This window comes from Streptomyces sp. NPDC005263 (assembly GCF_042872365.1).
Lineage (GTDB): Bacteria > Actinomycetota > Actinomycetes > Streptomycetales > Streptomycetaceae > Streptomyces.
Map to the genome: position 1 here is coordinate 19,957 of NZ_JBIAKJ010000022.1, position 16,685 is coordinate 36,641.

At 71.9% G+C, this 16,685-nt stretch carries 19 protein-coding genes and 1 pseudogene; 4 read left to right on the forward strand and 16 right to left on the reverse strand.

Translation table 11 applies throughout. The features are described from left to right. Positions 1–669: 669 nt before the first annotated feature. The 5 genes from ACFYRY_RS42145 to ACFYRY_RS42165 all read right to left on the reverse strand — a co-directional run bounded on the left by ACFYRY_RS42145 (position 670) and on the right by ACFYRY_RS42165 (position 3,493). A complete protein-coding gene (locus tag ACFYRY_RS42145) occupies positions 670–1,545 on the reverse strand; it encodes a helix-turn-helix domain-containing protein (RefSeq protein WP_389158597.1) in 876 nt (291 codons plus the stop codon). 178 nt (positions 1,546–1,723) lie between these two features. Continuing rightward, positions 1,724–2,122, reverse strand: a complete 399-nt coding sequence (locus ACFYRY_RS42150) for a hypothetical protein (protein WP_389158600.1) — start codon at positions 2,120–2,122, stop codon at positions 1,724–1,726. Positions 2,123–2,296: 174 nt separating this feature from the next. Beyond that, entirely contained in the window at positions 2,297–2,761 is a 465-nt protein-coding gene (locus ACFYRY_RS42155) for a hypothetical protein (protein WP_389158603.1), read from the reverse strand. Next, complete coding sequence (locus ACFYRY_RS42160; RefSeq protein ID WP_389158605.1) at positions 2,758–3,144, reverse strand: hypothetical protein; 387 nt, start codon at positions 3,142–3,144, stop codon at positions 2,758–2,760. Before ACFYRY_RS42160 ends, ACFYRY_RS42155 begins: the two co-directional genes overlap by 4 nt. A 127-nt stretch (positions 3,145–3,271) precedes the next feature. Beyond that, a complete protein-coding gene (locus ACFYRY_RS42165; RefSeq protein WP_389158608.1) occupies positions 3,272–3,493 on the reverse strand; it encodes a DNA-binding protein in 222 nt (73 codons plus the stop codon). 782 nt (positions 3,494–4,275) lie between these two features. Here ACFYRY_RS42165 and ACFYRY_RS42170 point away from each other — a divergent pair. The 3 genes from ACFYRY_RS42170 (at position 4,276) to ACFYRY_RS42180 (ending at position 6,646) form a co-directional block, all read left to right on the forward strand. Next, entirely contained in the window at positions 4,276–5,283 is a 1,008-nt protein-coding gene (locus ACFYRY_RS42170) for a DUF6192 family protein (protein WP_389158609.1), read from the forward strand. Between the two features lie 2 nt (positions 5,284–5,285). Next, positions 5,286–5,705: a RacP protein gene (locus tag ACFYRY_RS42175; RefSeq protein WP_389158611.1), complete on the forward strand. Its 420-nt coding sequence runs from the start codon at positions 5,286–5,288 to the stop codon at positions 5,703–5,705. Positions 5,706–5,779: 74 nt separating this feature from the next. Continuing rightward, entirely contained in the window at positions 5,780–6,646 is an 867-nt protein-coding gene (locus tag ACFYRY_RS42180; protein ID WP_389158613.1) for an IS5 family transposase, read from the forward strand. A gap of 125 nt (positions 6,647–6,771) precedes the next feature. Here the strand turns inward: ACFYRY_RS42180 and ACFYRY_RS42185 are convergent, their stop codons facing one another. Continuing rightward, positions 6,772–8,001, reverse strand: a complete 1,230-nt coding sequence (locus ACFYRY_RS42185; protein ID WP_389158616.1) for a PP2C family protein-serine/threonine phosphatase — start codon at positions 7,999–8,001, stop codon at positions 6,772–6,774. Positions 8,002–8,204: 203 nt separating this feature from the next. Between ACFYRY_RS42185 and ACFYRY_RS42190 the strand changes: the two genes are divergently transcribed. Continuing rightward, entirely contained in the window at positions 8,205–8,465 is a 261-nt protein-coding gene (locus ACFYRY_RS42190) for a chaplin family protein (protein ID WP_389158619.1), read from the forward strand. Between the two features lie 94 nt (positions 8,466–8,559). On the opposite strand, the gene ACFYRY_RS42195 is transcribed toward ACFYRY_RS42190, so the two are convergent. The 10 genes and pseudogenes from ACFYRY_RS42195 to ACFYRY_RS42240 all read right to left on the reverse strand — a co-directional run. Then, the gene (locus tag ACFYRY_RS42195) at positions 8,560–8,916 is read right to left on the reverse strand and encodes an ASCH domain-containing protein (RefSeq protein WP_389158621.1); all 357 of its coding nucleotides are present in this window, start codon (positions 8,914–8,916) and stop codon (positions 8,560–8,562) included. Further along, the gene (locus ACFYRY_RS42200) at positions 8,913–10,013 is read right to left on the reverse strand and encodes a hypothetical protein (RefSeq protein WP_389158622.1); all 1,101 of its coding nucleotides are present in this window, start codon (positions 10,011–10,013) and stop codon (positions 8,913–8,915) included. The genes ACFYRY_RS42195 and ACFYRY_RS42200 overlap by 4 nt, the downstream gene beginning before the upstream one ends. 77 nt (positions 10,014–10,090) lie before the next feature. Further along, positions 10,091–10,342 carry a pRL2-19 gene (locus ACFYRY_RS42205; protein ID WP_389158625.1) on the reverse strand — a complete coding sequence of 84 codons (252 nt, stop codon included), beginning with the start codon at positions 10,340–10,342 and terminating at the stop codon, positions 10,091–10,093. Then, positions 10,339–10,680: a hypothetical protein gene (locus tag ACFYRY_RS42210; protein WP_389158627.1), complete on the reverse strand. Its 342-nt coding sequence runs from the start codon at positions 10,678–10,680 to the stop codon at positions 10,339–10,341. Before ACFYRY_RS42210 ends, ACFYRY_RS42205 begins: the two co-directional genes overlap by 4 nt. Before the next feature lie 106 nt (positions 10,681–10,786). Then, on the reverse strand, positions 10,787–11,299 hold the full coding sequence (locus ACFYRY_RS42215) for a hypothetical protein (RefSeq protein WP_389158630.1): 513 nt from the start codon (positions 11,297–11,299) through the stop codon (positions 10,787–10,789). 118 nt (positions 11,300–11,417) lie between these two features. Further along, positions 11,418–11,570 (reverse strand): hypothetical protein, encoded by a 153-nt coding sequence (locus ACFYRY_RS42220; protein WP_389158633.1) that lies wholly within the window; start codon positions 11,568–11,570, stop codon positions 11,418–11,420. 67 nt (positions 11,571–11,637) lie between these two features. After that, on the reverse strand, positions 11,638–13,164 hold the full coding sequence (locus tag ACFYRY_RS42225; protein WP_389158636.1) for a transfer protein: 1,527 nt from the start codon (positions 13,162–13,164) through the stop codon (positions 11,638–11,640). After that, positions 13,164–14,018, reverse strand: a complete 855-nt coding sequence (locus tag ACFYRY_RS42230) for a hypothetical protein (protein ID WP_389158639.1) — start codon at positions 14,016–14,018, stop codon at positions 13,164–13,166. Before ACFYRY_RS42230 ends, ACFYRY_RS42225 begins: the two co-directional genes overlap by 1 nt. 21 nt (positions 14,019–14,039) lie before the next feature. After that, positions 14,040–14,516 carry a hypothetical protein gene (locus ACFYRY_RS42235; protein WP_389158641.1) on the reverse strand — a complete coding sequence of 159 codons (477 nt, stop codon included), beginning with the start codon at positions 14,514–14,516 and terminating at the stop codon, positions 14,040–14,042. 14 nt (positions 14,517–14,530) lie between these two features. After that, positions 14,531–16,685 (reverse strand): annotated as a pseudogene (locus ACFYRY_RS42240) (hypothetical protein); the annotation flags it as partial.

Consider the following 16,685-nt stretch of genomic DNA (forward strand, 5'->3'; position numbering starts at 1 on the left):
GCGTAGTGAAAGACCACCATGAACTCGTTCGAGGGGGTCGCACGGCATGACTCTCTCGGACGGCATCCCAGGTCAGAGCCCTGCGTGGGGCCCTAGCATGAAAGGTTGACACTGGCCCCAGCGCTTTTTTGACTCAGGGAGACGACGCTGGACGGGAAGAAACAGCAGGTCACAGTGCCGAACCCTGCTGCACTGCATCCCCGCACGCCCAGGAAGACGACGCATTGAATGGGGTGCATCTTGCCGTTCAGGGACCCGCGCAGCGGGACAGCTCTGACCTGGGTTGATTCAATATCGTGCCGCTTGGAGCTGAGCGATTTTAAATGGCCTAGGTCATCCTCGTAACCACGGAGCGCGAACCACCCAGGTGGGTCGTCTCCGGCCCTGATTGCTACTGGCTCGAACCGGCACGCAGAGGGGAATCAGGCGTGTGTTGGCGCACTCGCCCACGTGAAGCCGATCGCCCGCGTCTTCGTCGCTGGCATCGGCTTCACCTGTATTTGCTCTCGCCTGCGTACCTTGCGGGTGGTGTCTGCGGTAGGAGTGCAGTGCCTTATGGGGCCACGTTCGCCCGTCGACGTGACCCCGCCGGGGACACGTTCCTTATGGGGACCGGTTGCATAGTGCACGTGTCCCCGGCCGTCGCGGCGCGTCTTGTGGCGAGGCGGGTCAGGTGGCGGGTTCCTCGTCGGGGAGGTCGTCCAGGAGTGCGGCGAGCTGGTCGACGTCGAGGAGGGCCATGTCTTCCGTCTCGGTCCAGTCGTCGGCGGCCGTGACGTCCAGCAGCTCCGTCAGCTCCGCCGGGTCGATGCCGAAGCGGGCTTGTGCCCACGCGGCGAACGCCTCGTCGGGGTCCTCGGGCTGCGGCCAGTCCTGCGGCTCCTCGGGCATCTCCGGAGGGTCCGTGTGGGCCGCCGGGCGTGCAGTCCGGGCCTTGAGGTCGTCCAGGGGTGGCAGGGCGGCGAGAGCGGCCGCCAGGGCCTCGGGGCTGCTCGCCTGGTGCCATAGCTCCGTGCCGCCCTGTGCCCAGTGCCATGCGGTCGACGGGGACACCCGGTAGGCCCGGGCGATGTGCCGGTACGGGAGGCCGGCGGCCGCCAGAACGGCGACCGTGCGTAGGCGGTCCCGGTCGGCCTCCTCCTCCTGGCGCTCCGCCTCGTCCAGCTCCTCGCGGGTGCGGTGGCCCGCCGTGAGGACGCCGAACACGAACGGGGGCCGCTCATGCTCGGGCACGAGCCGGTCGAAGAGTTCGGCCGCTGCGAGGGGCGCGCGGCGGATCTCCTTGGCGACGGCGACCTTCCACGGCCAGTAGATCTCTGCGTACCAGCGCTCTCGGCGGGCCCGGCGCTCCTCGGGCGGCAGGCTCATGTCCGACTTCGGGGGTCGGGGTGCCCAGCGCTGACGGAGCGGCCACGGGTGCAGCTTGCCCGCGTTGACGCGCCACAGGGTGGTCACGTCCGGGTCGTGGGGGTCGCGGACGGCGTACGTGCCGTCAGGCAGGCGGGGGACGACGGGACGGGCGGCGAGCTGAGCAGCGGACGCCATGCGCTCCTCCTGGTGGTTGTTGTCCTAGTTCGCATCCCTTGTCACCCAGTGAGCGAACGCTCAGCGTGCGAAAGGGCCTGGTCATGGAGTGGTGGGAGTGGGCGGAACGGGGCGGAACGGGGCGGATTCGGGGGCGTAGAGGGGCCGGGAGTGCCCGGGAAGGGCCTCCCGGCCGTCTCTACAGGCCTGGGAAGAGCTGACCCAGGAGAGCGCCCATGGCGGGGTCGACGGGCCGGTTCGCGCGCTCCTGGAGGGTCAGGGCCTTGTCGGCGGCTTCCATGAGCCGTCGTGCTGCGCTCGTGGCCCCGCGTCCGTCGCGCTCGATGATCCGGGCCATCTGGAGGGCGACCTCCCGGTGCATCACGGCGGCGGGTGCGGTGACCTCCTCCAGGGCGCGCAGCACGGAGGCGGTCAGTTCGCCGTCCGGTGGGCGTGGTGTGCCGTCCTCGTCGGCGACGGCGGCGCTCAGTAGGTCGGAGGCCGTCGCGGCGAGGGACGTGCGGCGGCGGGCGGCGAGCGCGGTCAGGGCCTCGTGGACGGCCGGGGAGACGCGGGTGGTCAGCGGCTTGGACGCCATGGCGCGGGCCTCCGGTAGGGGCTGGCAGTCGGTGTCAGGGGCGTATACAGGCGCACCGGTCGTGACCTGCGCCGATGTGTAGCGGTACGGACGCCAGGGCGGCCCGAGGGGCAACAAACGTCAGCCTTTCGGCAACGTTCTGTAGCCCCTCGCCGGGCCCCGGGCGGGGTGGGGTCACCGGTGGCCGGCCTTTCCCGTGGCGCGGGCGGACGGAGGGATGCGGGACTGCTCGAACTCCTCCTCCTGGCGGGCGAGGTCGGCGGCCGCGGCTTCCAGGACGTCCGGGGCGATCCAGCCGAACGGCTCGGCCGGGGGCTCCGTGGCCCGGGGGACGTCGTACCAGGCGGTGATGCCGTAGCGCTTCGCGGTGCTCTCCAGCCACCCGGCGCGGTAACCGGTGTTATGCCAGGCCCGGGGCAGGGTGAGGGCGACGTACAGGGCGGAGGCGGCCCGGGCCCACGAGTTGCGGCCGCGCGGCTGGAGGTCCCAGCAGCGCAGGCAGAGGTGCCCGGACACGTGGACGTCGGCGCGCAGCGTGCGTTCCGGGATGCCGGGGGCGGCGCACAGCCAGCACCGGTTGTCCTCGGGGCGGCGGGTGCCGGTGATGCTGTCGGCGGCGGTGGGCCTACTGGCCTTCATGGGTGATCCTCTCGGGTCGGTGGGGCGGTGAGGTGGTCGACGGCGGCCGTCCAGTCGGGGACGGCGGAGGGCGTGAGGGTGAGGACGTCGGGAGACCGGCGGACGATGACCCCGGCCGCGACGGCGGCGGCGAGGTACCGCATGGTGTCCTCGGTGCGCAGGCAGGCACCGCGGGCGAGGTCCTGGACGACGTCGCCGCCGTGGCGCGGGCGGACGTGTCCGACCTCGTCGGCGCGGTCGTGGAGGACGTACAGCAGCCCGAGGAACCGGGAGCGCAGCAGGACGGCCGGCATCGTGGCCTCCCACTCGCGGGCGAGCTGCCCGAGGTAGGCGGGCGGGACGGGTCCGGCGGACGGTCGGCTGATGAGGTCGACGGCAGGCATGGGCGCCTCCGTGCTCGTGGGTGTCGCCAGGCCCAAAACCATCGGCGTCAGGAGGCGACGCGACGGCCGTCCTCCGGGTGGTGCAGCGCGCCCGGGCCCATAACCACGCAGGCGCGTACGGAGACGGTCAGGCCGTCGCCGTGGTGTCCCCAATTGGGGACATGCCGGAGCGTCGGCGCTCCAGCTCGGAGCGGTGGATACGGACGCGGTGCCCCTGGGGGCCAAGCCGCTTCACGCGCATCTCCGGGTCGTCTCGGATCCAGCGGGACACGGTGCCCACGTGAACCTGGACGGCGGCGGCGAACTGCGCCCGGGTCAGCCACTCGGGGCCCTCGTCGGGCTCGCCCATGGCGGCCTCCTTCGGTCGATGGCAACGGATCGCAACGGGCCATCACGGATCGCAACGGACCGGAGCAGCGGGGCAGTGTGCCACAACCCGGCGATGTGAATCACGCACGAAAAAGGCCCCCGACCGCGCCCCTCGTCGGAGGGGGCGGCCGGGGGCCTGTGCGCGGTGGTCGCCTCCAGCCTGGCGGCTCATGCGTCAACCCGAAAACCGCACAGTGTGACCGCCGCGCACAGGTGTCGTTGGACGGCCTAAGAAGCTGTTTCTGATCCCCGGTTCTGAGTAGATTTTGGTCCTACGCTGGCGTGGTGTCCAAGGGCACCGGGCGGGCCAGGGAGAGGATCTGTCGGGCGTGTGGCGAACGGCTGTGGCCGGGAGTCCGGCCTGATGCCATGTTCTGTTCCGCGGCATGTCGTGCCAGGCAGTGGCGGACGCAACGCCAGTTGCGCAAGCGCCTGGCGGCTGTCCAGAGCGGTGCGGATGAGGTGGAGTGCCCGGAGTGCGGGGCCCGCTGGGTGGCCGGCGTCGACCGGCGCTCGAACGCCGTCTACTGCTCGCGGCGGTGTGTGGTGAGGGCCTGGCGGCGCCGGAAGGAAACGTTCGGCGAACGGGCACAGTGACCGCATCGCGAACGCATCCTGATTCCGACTCCGGTCAGAACCCAGTCAGTTGCGGTCATTCGTTGTGATCACAGGATTTACGGTCTGACGCTCGGTGATGAGCGGGCCGTGTCCACGTCACGGACGTCAGCTCCGTGCTGCGGCCCGCATGGGTGGTGAAACCCCATGGCGGAGGAGATCGAAAAGGTCGGAAGCGTCAGTCAGTCCCGTTACGAGCAGATCGTGGCCGAGCTGCGGGACGTGGTCGAACAGCAGACGAGGGGCTCGTTCACGATCGGGGACCGTGCTCTGGAGATCGAGCCGATGCGTGAGCGGGGCGGCCAGCACGCCGCGCCGGGGCAGGAGTTGTTCACGGTCCGCGAGACGCTGTTCCGTCTCGCTGAGGACATCGGCCTGTCCTACACGACGGTGGAAAGCGCCAGGTGGACGGCCTCGCGCTGGCCCGCCGACAAGCGGCAGAAAGGGGTGTCGTTCCGGGTCCACCGGACCCTGGGGCAGATTGAGAACGAGGCCGAACGGTACGCGACCATCGCCAAACCTCCCGCGGGCAAGACGCGGTGGACGGTGGACGAAGCCAACCGCAGGGTGGGCCGCCAAGTTGAGCGTCCCACGTCGCCGCAGGAGAAGATTACCGCGATCCACTCCCTGGCCCGGGACGAGGACGTCGCCGCGGCGGTGACCACCGACTTCCTCAAACGCCCGCAGGTGGCGGCCAAAGTGCCTGATCAGGACAAGGTTCGGGCGGTGGAGGAGTTCACCCGGGACGAAACCGTGGCCGCCACCGCGGTCACCGGTCTGCTGCGCCGCCCCGATGTCGCCTTCAAGGCGATGAGCGACGACACCGCCCGCCACCAGGTCAATCACGCCCAGGTCGAGCGGGGTCGGCAGGCCCGCGAACACTTCGAGGACACCAGCCCGGTCGCCCCGGCGGTCCGCAACATCGACCGGACCGTGGAGTTTTTGGACCTGGTCACCGCCTGCCACTCGTTCGTGGCCGCGGCCGGCCGGGCCGTCCCGGGCCTGCGTGACCGCACGCTCGGCGAGGACGAACGCACGATCGTGCACGAGAACATCGCGAAGGTGCGGGCCACGCTGGACTGGATCGAGACCGCGGTCGACACGGGCAAGGTCGACGTGGACGGCGAGCTGGCCCGCCTGCTGAAAGGCGAGTAGACATGCCCCGCGCCTCACGGCGCCGGGGCGAGGCCGCTCAGCGGCATGCCGACACCCTGCGGTTCGTGTTGTTCGAGGCCAGGCCCGCCGGGCTGCTGTTCCCCCAGCTCACCCGGGCCAGCGGACTGACACCGAGCCAGGTGCGGGCAGGGCTTGCCTGCCTGCGCGACATCATCGCGGAGAACGGCTGGCCGCCGCTGATCTGGACCAGAGCCGACGGCTACCAGCTCGGCGCCGAACCGGCCGCCCTGCAGGCATACGAACGGGCCGTGCTCACGGAGAAACTCACTGAGTTCCGCCGGTTCCTCACCGGTACGGTCGCCCCGCACGCCGCCGCCCACCCCAACGACAAGTGGGTCAAGCACATCATCGCCCAGCTCAACTCCATCGAATCCACTCTCGACCTGGTCGTCTCCGCTTGACCACCCCTGACGGGGGCCGCCCGGCCGGGCGGCCCCCGTCACCCCACCACTGACCTGGAGGAAGGCGAAACCGTATGCGCCAGCGCCGCTACCCCTCCGACACCACGAACGCCGAATGGGCGCTGATCGAACCGTTGTTGCCGACCCCAGCCTGCGACACCACAGCCGGGGGCCGGCCGGAGAAACATCCCCGCCGCGAGATCGTCGACGCGATCCGCTACGTCGTCGACACGGGCTGCAAATGGCGGGCCCTGCCTGCGGATTACCCGCCCTGGCGGACCGTTTGGGGGTTCATGGCCCGCTGGGCCGCCGCCGGGATCATCGGGCAGATCCGTGACGACCTGGCCGGGCGGATCCGCCGCGAGATGGGCAAAGGCCCAAGGGCAGTCGCGACCGTGATCGACTCCCAGAGCGTCAAGGCCGCGGAGACCGTCGGCAAGGACTCCCGCGGTTACGACGCGGGCAAGAAAATCAATGGCCGCAAGCGTCATATGGTCGTCGACACCCGCGGCCTGCCCCTGCTCGTCATGGTCACCCCGGCCTCGCTCACCGACCGCGACGCGGCCAGAGAGGTCCTCTTCCGCCTGCGTCTGATGCACCCCGAGATCACCATCGTCTGGGCCGACTCCGCTTATGCCGGAAAGCTCGTGGACTGGGCAAAGAAGCACCTCAACCTCACGCTCAAAACGGTGAGCCGTCCCAAGGACGCGTCCGGCTTCATCGTGCTGCCCCGCCGCTGGGTGGTCGAGAGGTCACTGGCCTGGATGATGCACGCACGTCGGCATGCCCGGGACTACGAACGGCTCGTCCAGCACTCCGAAACATTGATCACCTGGGCCGCGATCACGCTGATGACCAAACGACTGGCCCGCAAAGGCCCCACCACCTGGTCGAAGAAGCCCAAGTTCACCGCCGACGTTCTGCCTGAGCAGGCCTTCTAACGAGAAGAGGGCAGCACCGCGGACACGGTCTTGGGGAACGTCCGAGCCGTCTTGCTCAACGCTGGTGAGCCACTCCGGTGACCAGATGCCGAAGGCCCGTCGGGCGAGGAAGGTTGGTCATGTCCCTACTTCGTACGGGTGGCTGAGGCTTGCCGGGTGTCCGCGCCGGAGCTGAAGTGCCGCTGGGTCTCCTGGGGGCCGTGCCAGTCCAGGCACATCACGGTGGCATCGTCGTCGAGCTGGCCTCCGGCAGCGTCCAGGATGGCGGACGTCAGTGTCAGCGCGGCCTCCCGAGGGTGCAGGTCCCGGGTGCGCTCCAGCAGGGCGGGCACGTCGATCTTCTCTCCATGGTGTTCGAGCATGCCGTCGGTCAGCATGAGCAGACGGTCATGGGGGCGCAGATCGATGTCCTGAACGCGGTAGGGGTGGGGCACGCGCACGGACAGCCCGAAGGGATGGTCTACCTCGCAGGTGATCGTCTCCGCGGTCCCGTCGCGCATACGCAGTGGCCAGGGGTGGCCGGCATTGACGAGCTGGGCTCGCCCGGTGTGGAGGTTGATGCGCATCAGCTGTCCGGTGGCGTGGCCGTGGCCGTGGTCGGCCAGAGCTTGGTCGGCCAGGTGGGCCTGTTCGGCCAGGCCGGCTCCTGCCCGGCGGGCGCCGCGCAGAGCGCTCACCAAGACCGTGGCGGCCAGGGCGGCGTCGATGTCGTGGCCCATGGGATCGGTTACCGACAGGTGAAGGGCGTCGCGGTCCAGGGTGTAGTCGAAGGTGTCGCCGCTGAGGTCTTCGGAGGGCTCCAGGCTCCCGCACAGTGTGAACTGTGCGGCCTCGCACGTCAGTGACGAGGGCAGCAGCTGGTACTGGATCTCGGCTGCCAGGGTGGGGGGCCTGGACCGTTTGCCCCAGGTGTAGAGGTCGGTGAAGCGCCCGTTGGCGATCACGATGTAGGCCAGGACGTGGGCGGCTCCCCCGATCTCATCAAGGACGTCTTCGCCGGGGGCAGCCGACAGGAGGAGTTCCAGGAGCCCGATCGCATCCCCCCGATTGGTGACCGGCACGATCACCCGCTGTCCCTGGTCGGCGGCCTCCTGGTACAGCCGCTGGGTTCGGATCACCTTTTCGTAGACGCTGCCGGAGAGCGGGATCCGCTCCGCTTCTCGCCCCCCTTCCGCGGCACCGACGGTGGACAGCCGTGCCACCGCTTTCCCTGTCAGGTCCACGATGAGGAAAGAGACCTTTCGGGCCCTGAAACGCCGCCGCAGGTCCTCCGCGACAATATCGACGGCCTCCACCGGCGCCGCCTGCTCCGCTGCCGTCAGCAGCCGGGGAAGCTCACTCCGCCCACCACTCACGTCACGATCCCTTCACCGGCCCCTGCTACCAGCTTGGGCACCGCCACGGTGAACGTCAATCGCCGCCCGTCACGGTAAGTGAAGACTGGCGATATGAGCCCAAGCGAATGGCTCCGCTGCTGCAATCTGTCAGCCGTCCGTGCTGTGACCTGCGGGTTCGAGGTTCAGACACAGGTTCTAAAGCCGACCGACAGGAGATGCAGATGTACCGAACCGCACGAACGGCGCTCGCCACGACAGCGCTCACCACCGCTGCACTGGCGATGACCGTTGGGTCCGCACAGGCGGGCGGTATCGGGGCCGGGCTCGGGCCGTCCGAGGGCAACACGTGCGTCAACCACGACGACAGCCGCACGACCGGCACGGCGGCGAACTCGACCGGCTCCGCTGCGGGCAACCTCCTCCAGGTGCCGGCATCGCGCCCCTATAACTGGTGCGGCGGCGCAGACCTTCCGATGATGTAGACCGCCCGGCGGGTCGTCCTCACGGGCGCGAACGCAAAAAGGCCCCCGGCCGCGCCCTCCGTGGAGGGGCGGCCGGGGGCCTCGTTGTCTGGGGTCAGTCGACCAGCTCGATACCGATGGCCAGGCACCCCAGCGCTTCCTTGTCCGGCGGGTAGATGCGCCGGATGTTGGCCAGTTGCTCCTCACGGGTCGCGTCGGGGTTCACCTGGGAGGGCCCTTCGGCGTCCAGGAGTTCCTCGAACGAGGCGTACTCGGCGACCCGTGTCACCCGCGTCATGCATGACCGGTCGGTGTTCTTCACGGCGAACCGGATCAGGTCACCGACGGCCAGGCCGTCGAACTTCGGGTACTTCACCCGCACTTCCCGGGTCTTGCGGCCGGTGGCCACGAGGTCGAAGTACTGGGGGTACAGGTTCAGCTCGATGACGCGGGCTGAGGTGGTGCGACTCATGTAGTCGGGCTCCCTGTGGGTACGGACATCAGCCGCGACAGTTCCGCAGCCGAGTACGAGCGGAAGAAGTGCCGGGGGTGGGACAGCAGCAGTCCCGCCAGGTTCAGCAGGCGGTCCGCGAACTCCCCCACGGTGCCGGGCCACTTCCGGGTGTCGAGCATCCAGGGTTCGGCGCCTGTGGGCAACGCCGCCTCCCCGGAGCGGATGAGGCTCTTGGAGAGCTTGGCGCCCGTCTCGGCGACGATCATCGGGCAGAACAGCCGCGCGGGCAGTTGGCCCCGGGTCAGGCCCACGGCTTGGAGCGCGCCGTCGACCAGGAGGCTCCCGGGCATCCAGTCGGTGCCCTTGACCATCACCTGGAGGATGTCGGCCTCCGCGAGCGCGGCGAGTTCCTTGACCATGTTCCGGTAGAGCGTGGCGAGGTCGAGGTAGCCGCCGCTGGTGGGCGTGATGGTGGCCACGTAGGGGCCGTGGTGCAGGCAGACCGCCGACACGCGGGCGAAGCCGCGGCCGGCGAGTTCCACACGGGTGCGCTGCGCGTACTTCTCCGCCCACCCGCAGGCCTGCGGGCAGGGCACCCGCAGGTGCGGCACTCCCGTGGAGGGAGCCAGCCAGAGGCTTGCGGCGTCCAGACGGGGCAGCACCCGCAGCCACGTCTCCCGGAACAGGCCGGTCGCCTGCTGCTGCGAGTAGGTCTCCACGCCGTACGGCACGCCCAGCCGCTCCGACAGGGCGTCGAACAAGGGCCGGTAGAGGGCGCCGACCAGGCCGGTGATGCCGTCCGTACCGAGGGCGTGGGCGTAGGCCCGTTGGTAGCGGTTCCCTGATTCGGGGTCGGTGACGATCTCGTGCGGCGCGTTGTCCAGTGCTGAGAACCGGACCTCCACGGGCAGGCCGTGGCGGTCGTGGAGCCGGGCGGCCGTGGCGAACGCCATCGACTGCACCAGAGAGGTGCCGGCGTGCGGGGCGCCGTTGATCTGCGTGCCCACCACCAGGGCGATCCGCTGCGGCTTGTTGGCGTGGATGCGTGGCGCGAGGACGTCCTCCACGTTCGTCAGGGCGTTCGCGAGGACGGTGTTCGGGCTGATGAGTGTCACGGTGTTGCCTCGTCTCGTGTCGGTGACCTGCTGGCTGCGTGGGCCGGGCCGGTGAACGTGGACGGGCTGAGGGCGGGTCACTCGAAGCGGACGCCGGGGCCGTCGATGTCGGGCGGCCGGGGGCGGACGGACAGGCGCACCGTGCCGTCCTCCAGCGGTTCCAGCGCCACGGCGTGCCAGGAGCCGTCAGGGCCTCCGGTGGAGTCCGGTTCGAACGCGGTGACCGGGATGGTCAGGGAGCCGCCGTGCGCCATGAGCACGGCGACGAGCATGGAGTGCGAGAGGTCTTCGGGCCGGACCGGGCGGCCGTCGAGCGGGCCGCCGGTCACCGGTCGGCCTCCGCCGCGTGCAGCTGCTCGCCGTGCTCCTGGTCCTCGTCGTCGTCCGGGTCGTCCGGGTACGGGGTGACGTGCCCGCAGTGGTGGCACTGCTCGCCGTCCCGGCCGTCGAAGGTGGAGCCGGTGCACACGGGGCAGTCACCGCGCTCCAGCACGGGCAGGCCGCCCCGGGCGCAGGACGGGCAGCGGTTCACCAGGCCCCCGGCGGTGATGCTCCAGCCGACCCGGGCGGCGGCGTGCTGGGCGGCATCAGGCCCGAGCTGGGGAGCGGCGAGGTAGAGGGCGAGGCAGGCGGACGTGTCGCATCCGACTGCGCGGTGTAGGGCCATGAGGCGGGTTCTCCGTTCGTGCGTGGTGGTGGCGGCCGGTCGGCCTGCGGGGCCCTCGGGACGCCCTGTGCGGGCGTGCTGAGGACCGGGCAGGGCGACCGGGCGGTCAGTTGCGGACGTCGTTGCGGTTGCGGGCGAACATGCCGCGCGCGGTGCTGCTGACCTCGGTCTTGTTCGTGACCTGGACGGAGCCCTTGAAGACGTTCGTGGTGTGCGACCTCTTCGCCTTGGCGATGGCCGCGCCGATCGCCGTAGCGAGCACCGCAGCGCCGACGAACGGGGCGAGGACGATCAGCGCGAACGTCTGGAGGCTCGGCAGGCTCACCAGGGACAGGCCCTTGAAGACGAGCCAGGCGGCGCACCCGAGGCCGGTCGCCCCGGCGCCGACCCCGAGGGAGCCGACCGCGAGGCCGGCCGCCCAGGAGGGCACGATGCGCTTGTCGTCCTGCCACACGGGCGGGGTGTCGGTCTCGCCGGTCTTCGGCACGGGCGTCTCGTCGCGGAACGACGTCACCAGGGCGGGCTGCTGCTCGGGCTGGTAGGCGCTCTCTACGTCGGCGATGAGCGCGCGGACGTGGGGCGGGAGCGGCCGGGACTGCTCGGGGCGGGTCGGTTCCATGGGGTCCTCCTGGGCGGGTACGAGGACGGCCCCCGGCGGGCGTGCCGGGGGCCGTGCGTGGGGCAACAGGAAGGCCCGGAGCCGAGGTGCTCCGGGCCTGGCGCGCGAGGGCGGGCGGTCAGTCGTCGTCGGGGGTGGTGTTGGTCGCGCCGCAGTTCCAGCAGTCGAACTCACCCGGCAGCTCGTAATGGGTGGTGCTCCAGAAACCGCGGGGCTTCCCCCAGACGACACAGGTCGTGCCGCACCGCCAGCAGTCGAATTCGAAGTCCATGACGGTCAGCATGGCGGCCTCCGGGGACGTCCGGGAGGGATCTGCCGGACGTCCCCGGCCGGGGCGGTCAGTCGCCCGAGGGAGCGGCGGGCAGGGCCCACATGCCGCGCTCGGGCTGCTCCAGCTCGCCGTGTGCCTTCATCTCGGACAGGGTCGGCGCGACGTTCCGCACCTGGCGGCCGCCGTCCGCGTTCACCTTGGCCTGGAGGTCGTGCTTGTTCAGCGGGCCATCGGCGAGGGCGTCGAGGATGCGGCTGCGGGTGGACGGTGCGCTCTTGCCCTTGGACGGCGGCGGCATGAGGCCGGCGCCCGGGGCGGTGGGGTCCATCGTCGGCCCGGCCGGGGACGGCGCGGGCGGGGCGAGGTTGGGCCCGGCGAGGTAGGCCGTGGACTCCGGGTCGACCCCGGCGGCCTCCAGGCCCTCCGCCAGGGCGTGCGCGGCCGCCACGTCGTGCACGGTGATCGGACCGCCGCCCCGGGCCGCGTAGACGCCACCCATGTGCGGGACGGATTCGGCCTCCAGCCGGGCGGGCTCGCCCGGGCCGTACAGGTCCACGATGGCCGGGTCCAGGCCGAGGGTGGGCACCGGGGAGCCGACCCGGAAGAACCGCATGAGGGCGGTCGGCCGGTGCGAGCCCAGGAGGTACGCCTGCCCGGCCGTGGAGATGCCGGGGACCTCGTTGCCGGTGCGCTCGAACCGCGAGCGCAGCACGGGCGGACCGGAGCGACGCGGGATCGGGACCAGGTCCGCGCCCAGGGGCAGGAGGCCGTCCGAGACGAGCGCGGCCATCATGTTGGACGACCAGCGCAGGAGGACGACGTCGCCCTCCTTGAGCATGGCGCGCAGGGTGTCCGAGCCGCCCAGCTCCTCGATGTGGCCGGCCTGCGCGGCGATGCTGATGCCGACGCCGACCGACCTGCCGAGACGGCCGATCTCCTTGATGAGGAACGCGGCCTCGTCACGCCACGGGCTGCCCTCCTGAAGGAGCCGGTTCGCCTCGTCGATCCGGATATTGACCAGCGGGTCCGGGGAGCCGATGACGAAGTACGACCGGCCCAGGGCGGCGTACCGCTCGGTGCGGAGCTGGACCAGGCACAGCCCCGCGCGAAGTTGCATCATCGCCTCAAGCTCGGTGGTCGCCCTCCAGTCGACTTGCCCCCGGGCCTCCGGGACGGACTGCCCGCCCTTGAGGTCGGAGAGCCAGGAGACGATCCGGGAGCGCTTCTCAGCGGCGAGGACCAGCTGTAGGGCGCGGGACTTGCCCGCGCCCGTGGTGCCGAACATCGCGCCGCGCTGCGCGCCCGAGCCGGGCTCGTACAGCCGCATCCGGGCCGCCATGCCGTCGTGGTGGCGGCCCACGGTGATGAACCCCTCGGAGTCCATCACCAGGTCCTCGGGTCGGGCGTAGCGCAGGTTCTCCAGCGGCGGCTCCCGGTACGCCGTGATCAGGGCCCGGGACAGGCCGTCCGTCTCCACGGCCACGCACGCCGGGTCCTTGCCCCCGAGCGCGGAGACCAGGGCGGCGTGGTTGTACGTGATCAGCTCGCCGGGCCGCCGGGCGACCTCGATCTCCACGAAGTCAGGGGCACGCATCACTGGTCCTGGTCCTCCTTGTCGATGTGTCCGGCCCGGACGGCGACGACGGTCGTGCCGGGCATGGCGGTCGGGGCGATCTTCTGCGCCCACAGCTCCGCGAAGTCCTCGGGGCCGCCGGCCGCGGTGACGCCGACGCGCAGGCGGCGGTACCCGGCGCCCCGGCCCTTGACCGGTGCCACGGCGAACAACTCCTCCTCGATGTCCATGAGGGCGGACAACCGGGGGACGCTCACGGTCGGGACGGGCTGACCGGGGACGTCGGCGACGATCCACGCGGCGAACTCCTTGGGCCCGATGGCGGCGATCCGTTCCAGGTGGGTCCCGGGGACGGGGCCGCCCTCCACGGCGGCGTGCGCGGCCCACCAGGACGCCAGGCGCTCCTCCAGGGAGCCGGTCAACTGCACCTGACCCTGGACGGCGACGGCGTTGCCGAGCTGCTCGTACACGACGGCGGCAGCCTCGTTCCCGGCCGCCTCGGTCGCCCAGTCGTGGGCCTGCTTGGAGGGGCGGAGCCACCAGGTGAGGGCGGTCCACCCGGCGGCCGCCAGGACCTCCCACCAGTGGACGCCCGGGGCGAACTGGAAGGCGATGGCCTCGGCAACGCAGGTGACGGCCGGGGCGGCGTACATCGCTCGCAGCCATCCGGGGGCCGCTTCCCCGGCCGGGGCCATGGACATCAGGTAGCCGCCCCCGGCTGCGATCCCGGCGGCGGGCAGGGCGACGGTAGCGGCTTCGGGGACCACGAGGGAGGCCGCCAGGACGGCGGCCCCTCCCACGGTGCCCACACGCCCGGCGGCGTCTCGGGTGTGACCGACGACGGCGCGCACTCGGTCCAGCGGGGGCAGCGGCACGGTGGTGCCTCCTTCCTTGGGTCAGCGGTTGCGGTAGAAGTTCCGGTTCGCCATGTCGACCGGCATGGACGTCGCGACGTCGTTGACGGCGCCGTAGTCGCCCTGGTGGGCGGCCTTGGCCTGGTCGAACATGACGCTCATCTCGTCCACGGTGTTAGCCATGCGCTGGGCGCGGGCGAGGGAGGCGCGCATCACCGTGGCGGCGTCGCGGTGCTCGCCGATGGTGTCCGGGTCGACGGAGAGTTTCGCGGCGAGGTCGGCGAGGTGGTCGACGCTCTTGGCGCAGTCGCCGATGTACCGGTACGTCGACCGGACCCGGGCGCCGACGCCCCGGAGGGCGAGGCCGGCGGACGCGAGCTGGGCGACCATCAGCGTGAACTGGACGCCGTAGGCGACCGCGCTGACGAAGCCGCCGCCCGAGTCCTTCAGGGCTCCGGTGTTGGTGCTGGAGGTGACGGGTGCGGCGCCCTGGGCGGGCGCGGGGAGGTTGTCCGACATGGGCAGGGGGCTCCTTATCCGTGGTACTCGGTCTCGGCCGGGGCGGCGTGCCCGTGGTCGCGGACGGTGTCGGCGAGGGGCTTGTGCCGGACGGCCGCGTTCTTGCCCGCCGCGCTGATCGCCTCGGACGCGGCCGGGAGCGACTTGGCGAGGGCGTCGGCGTCGGCCGCCAGAACGGCGGCCTTCTCCTGGAGGCGGCAGGCGTACCGGTACAGGGCGCCCGGGATCTTGTAGCGAATGCAGGTCGCCTTGAGGTCTTCCATGTGGCCGACCAGCGCGCGGGCCGCCTTGGCGTCCTCGCGGGCGGTGTCGACGCGGGCGACGATCTCCTCCGCCGCGTCCTGGTCGGCGTCGAGCAGGTCGTAGATCGTCAGCTCACTCGCGCCGCTGTCGTAGCGGGGGCCGGACATTGCAGCGACCCCATCGGCGATAGCGGAGGGCGTGGCGGGCAGCTCACTCACAGGCGTTGTCTCCTCACTGGCGGGGGCGGCCTCGGTGCGGGCCGCCGGGATCGAGAGGGGGACGGCGTCGACCAGCTCGGCGACGTCGACCAGGACCCATCCGCCGTCCACGCCGCGCAGCGGCTCCCACGCCTGTCCGGGCGGGGCGTCCGGCGGCGGGGTGTCGCCCGCGGCGACGACCAGCTCGGGCAATTCGACGGTCGCGGCCTCGTCGCCGTCCTCGCGCTCCATGACGACGACGTACGGGTCGGTGACGGCCGGGGGCGGCGCGAGGGGGCCGTACCCGACCCATGGGCCGCCGCCCGGGCCAGGACCCCACGGCGAGGCTCCGGGGCCGCCAGGCGGCGGTGGAGTCCCGGGGCCGGTCGGCGGTGGACCCGGCGGGGGCGGCGGCGAGCCGCTGCCGGGCGCTGTAGGGGCCGCACCGGGGCTGGTGGTCCCGGCGGCCGCAGCGGCGGCTGCTGCTGCGGCCGCCTGGCGGCGCTGCCAGCGCACTTCGGCCCGGGCTGCGATCCGATCCCACTGGGTGCGGCTCCAGCGCCGGGTGTGCCGGGCTACCCGGCGGCCGTTCCTGTTCAGGTAGCGGCCGGTCCTGCGGGCGGCCGGAGGGGTGACCCGGGCGATGTAGCGGCCGCCCCGGCGGACCAGGCGTCCACCCCGGCGAGCGGCGCGGACGGTGGCCCGGCGGGCGAGGGCGCGGGCCCTGGCTCCCCGGGTGGCCGGCGAGGTGGCCCGGGTCCTGGTCGCCGGGCTCTTGGAGCCGCCGCCCTTCCCCTTGCCGCCCTTGCCTTTCCCGCCCTTGCCCTTCGGGCTGGTCGACGCGGGCGAGGTGCCGGTGCCCTTGCCCTTGCCGCTCTTGGGTCCCTTCGGGCCCTTGCTCTTGCCCTTGGGGCTGGTCGACGTCCCCGAGCCACCGGACGACGATCCGCCGCCGGTCCCGGAACCGCTGCCCTTCGGCTTGCGGCGCTTGATCCCCTTGGGCCCGCGCAGCTTCGTCCCGCCGCCGTCGCTGCTGCCCCCGGACCCTCCGGAGTCGCCGCCGTTCTTGCGCTTGCGACGGGCGGGCGGCTTCGATCCGGAGCCGCTGCCCGAGCTGGGCGACGTCGGCGAGCCGGACCCGTTCCTGCGCCTGCCGCCCGGGCCGCTGTGGTTCGCGGTGGGCGGCCTCGAGTTGCCCCCGCCGGGGCGAGTGGAGCCACCCGCGCCGCGCGAGCCGGACCCGGAGCGGAACGTCGCCGGGGCGCGGCCTCCGCCGCTTCCTCCGCCCGACCGGCCGCCGCCACCGGAGCCGGTGCCGGCGCGTCCTCCGCTACGCGTCGCGCGGCCGAACTCGGGACCGGAGGGCACCCGGCCGCCACCCGTCCCGGCCGCCTTCGCGGCTGCCTTGGCGGCCTCCGCGCGCACCGCGCGGTGATGCTCCGCCCGGGCCCGGCACCAGGAGGCGAACGCCACGGTGCCGCGCAGGCACGCCACGGTGATGGCGGAGGCCACCATCACCCCGAGCGTCGCGGCCTCGCGGGCGGTCATCCCGCCGTCCTGGTGGACGGTCACCGCCTGGTCGTCGTCGCCGTCCTGGTCGTCGTCGGGGGCGAGGGCGGGCAGCGTGAGGGCCAGGGGCGGGGCGAGCTGGGCGCCCGCGAGGGCCGGAAACGCGGTCAGTAGATCGGCTTCCGGTTCCGGGTCGTCGGGCGGTGCCGGGGGCGGGGTC

What these genes read in the sequence shown, in the direction of transcription:
- ACFYRY_RS42145 (WP_389158597.1), bottom strand. Translation starts at nt 1,545, where the DNA reads ATGGCGTCCGCTGCTCAGCTCGCCGCCCGTCCCGTCGTCCCCCGCCTG.
- ACFYRY_RS42150 (WP_389158600.1), bottom strand. Translation starts at nt 2,122, where the DNA reads ATGGCGTCCAAGCCGCTGACCACCCGCGTCTCCCCGGCCGTCCACGAG.
- ACFYRY_RS42155 (WP_389158603.1), bottom strand. Translation starts at nt 2,761, where the DNA reads ATGAAGGCCAGTAGGCCCACCGCCGCCGACAGCATCACCGGCACCCGC.
- ACFYRY_RS42160 (WP_389158605.1), bottom strand. Translation starts at nt 3,144, where the DNA reads ATGCCTGCCGTCGACCTCATCAGCCGACCGTCCGCCGGACCCGTCCCG.
- ACFYRY_RS42165 (WP_389158608.1), bottom strand. Translation starts at nt 3,493, where the DNA reads ATGGGCGAGCCCGACGAGGGCCCCGAGTGGCTGACCCGGGCGCAGTTC.
- ACFYRY_RS42170 (WP_389158609.1), top strand. Translation starts at nt 4,276, where the DNA reads ATGGCGGAGGAGATCGAAAAGGTCGGAAGCGTCAGTCAGTCCCGTTAC.
- ACFYRY_RS42175 (WP_389158611.1), top strand. Translation starts at nt 5,286, where the DNA reads ATGCCCCGCGCCTCACGGCGCCGGGGCGAGGCCGCTCAGCGGCATGCC.
- ACFYRY_RS42180 (WP_389158613.1), top strand. Translation starts at nt 5,780, where the DNA reads ATGCGCCAGCGCCGCTACCCCTCCGACACCACGAACGCCGAATGGGCG.
- ACFYRY_RS42190 (WP_389158619.1), top strand. Translation starts at nt 8,205, where the DNA reads ATGTACCGAACCGCACGAACGGCGCTCGCCACGACAGCGCTCACCACC.
- ACFYRY_RS42195 (WP_389158621.1), bottom strand. Translation starts at nt 8,916, where the DNA reads ATGAGTCGCACCACCTCAGCCCGCGTCATCGAGCTGAACCTGTACCCC.
- ACFYRY_RS42210 (WP_389158627.1), bottom strand. Translation starts at nt 10,680, where the DNA reads ATGGCCCTACACCGCGCAGTCGGATGCGACACGTCCGCCTGCCTCGCC.
- ACFYRY_RS42215 (WP_389158630.1), bottom strand. Translation starts at nt 11,299, where the DNA reads ATGGAACCGACCCGCCCCGAGCAGTCCCGGCCGCTCCCGCCCCACGTC.
- ACFYRY_RS42220 (WP_389158633.1), bottom strand. Translation starts at nt 11,570, where the DNA reads ATGGACTTCGAATTCGACTGCTGGCGGTGCGGCACGACCTGTGTCGTC.
- ACFYRY_RS42225 (WP_389158636.1), bottom strand. Translation starts at nt 13,164, where the DNA reads ATGCGTGCCCCTGACTTCGTGGAGATCGAGGTCGCCCGGCGGCCCGGC.
- ACFYRY_RS42235 (WP_389158641.1), bottom strand. Translation starts at nt 14,516, where the DNA reads ATGTCGGACAACCTCCCCGCGCCCGCCCAGGGCGCCGCACCCGTCACC.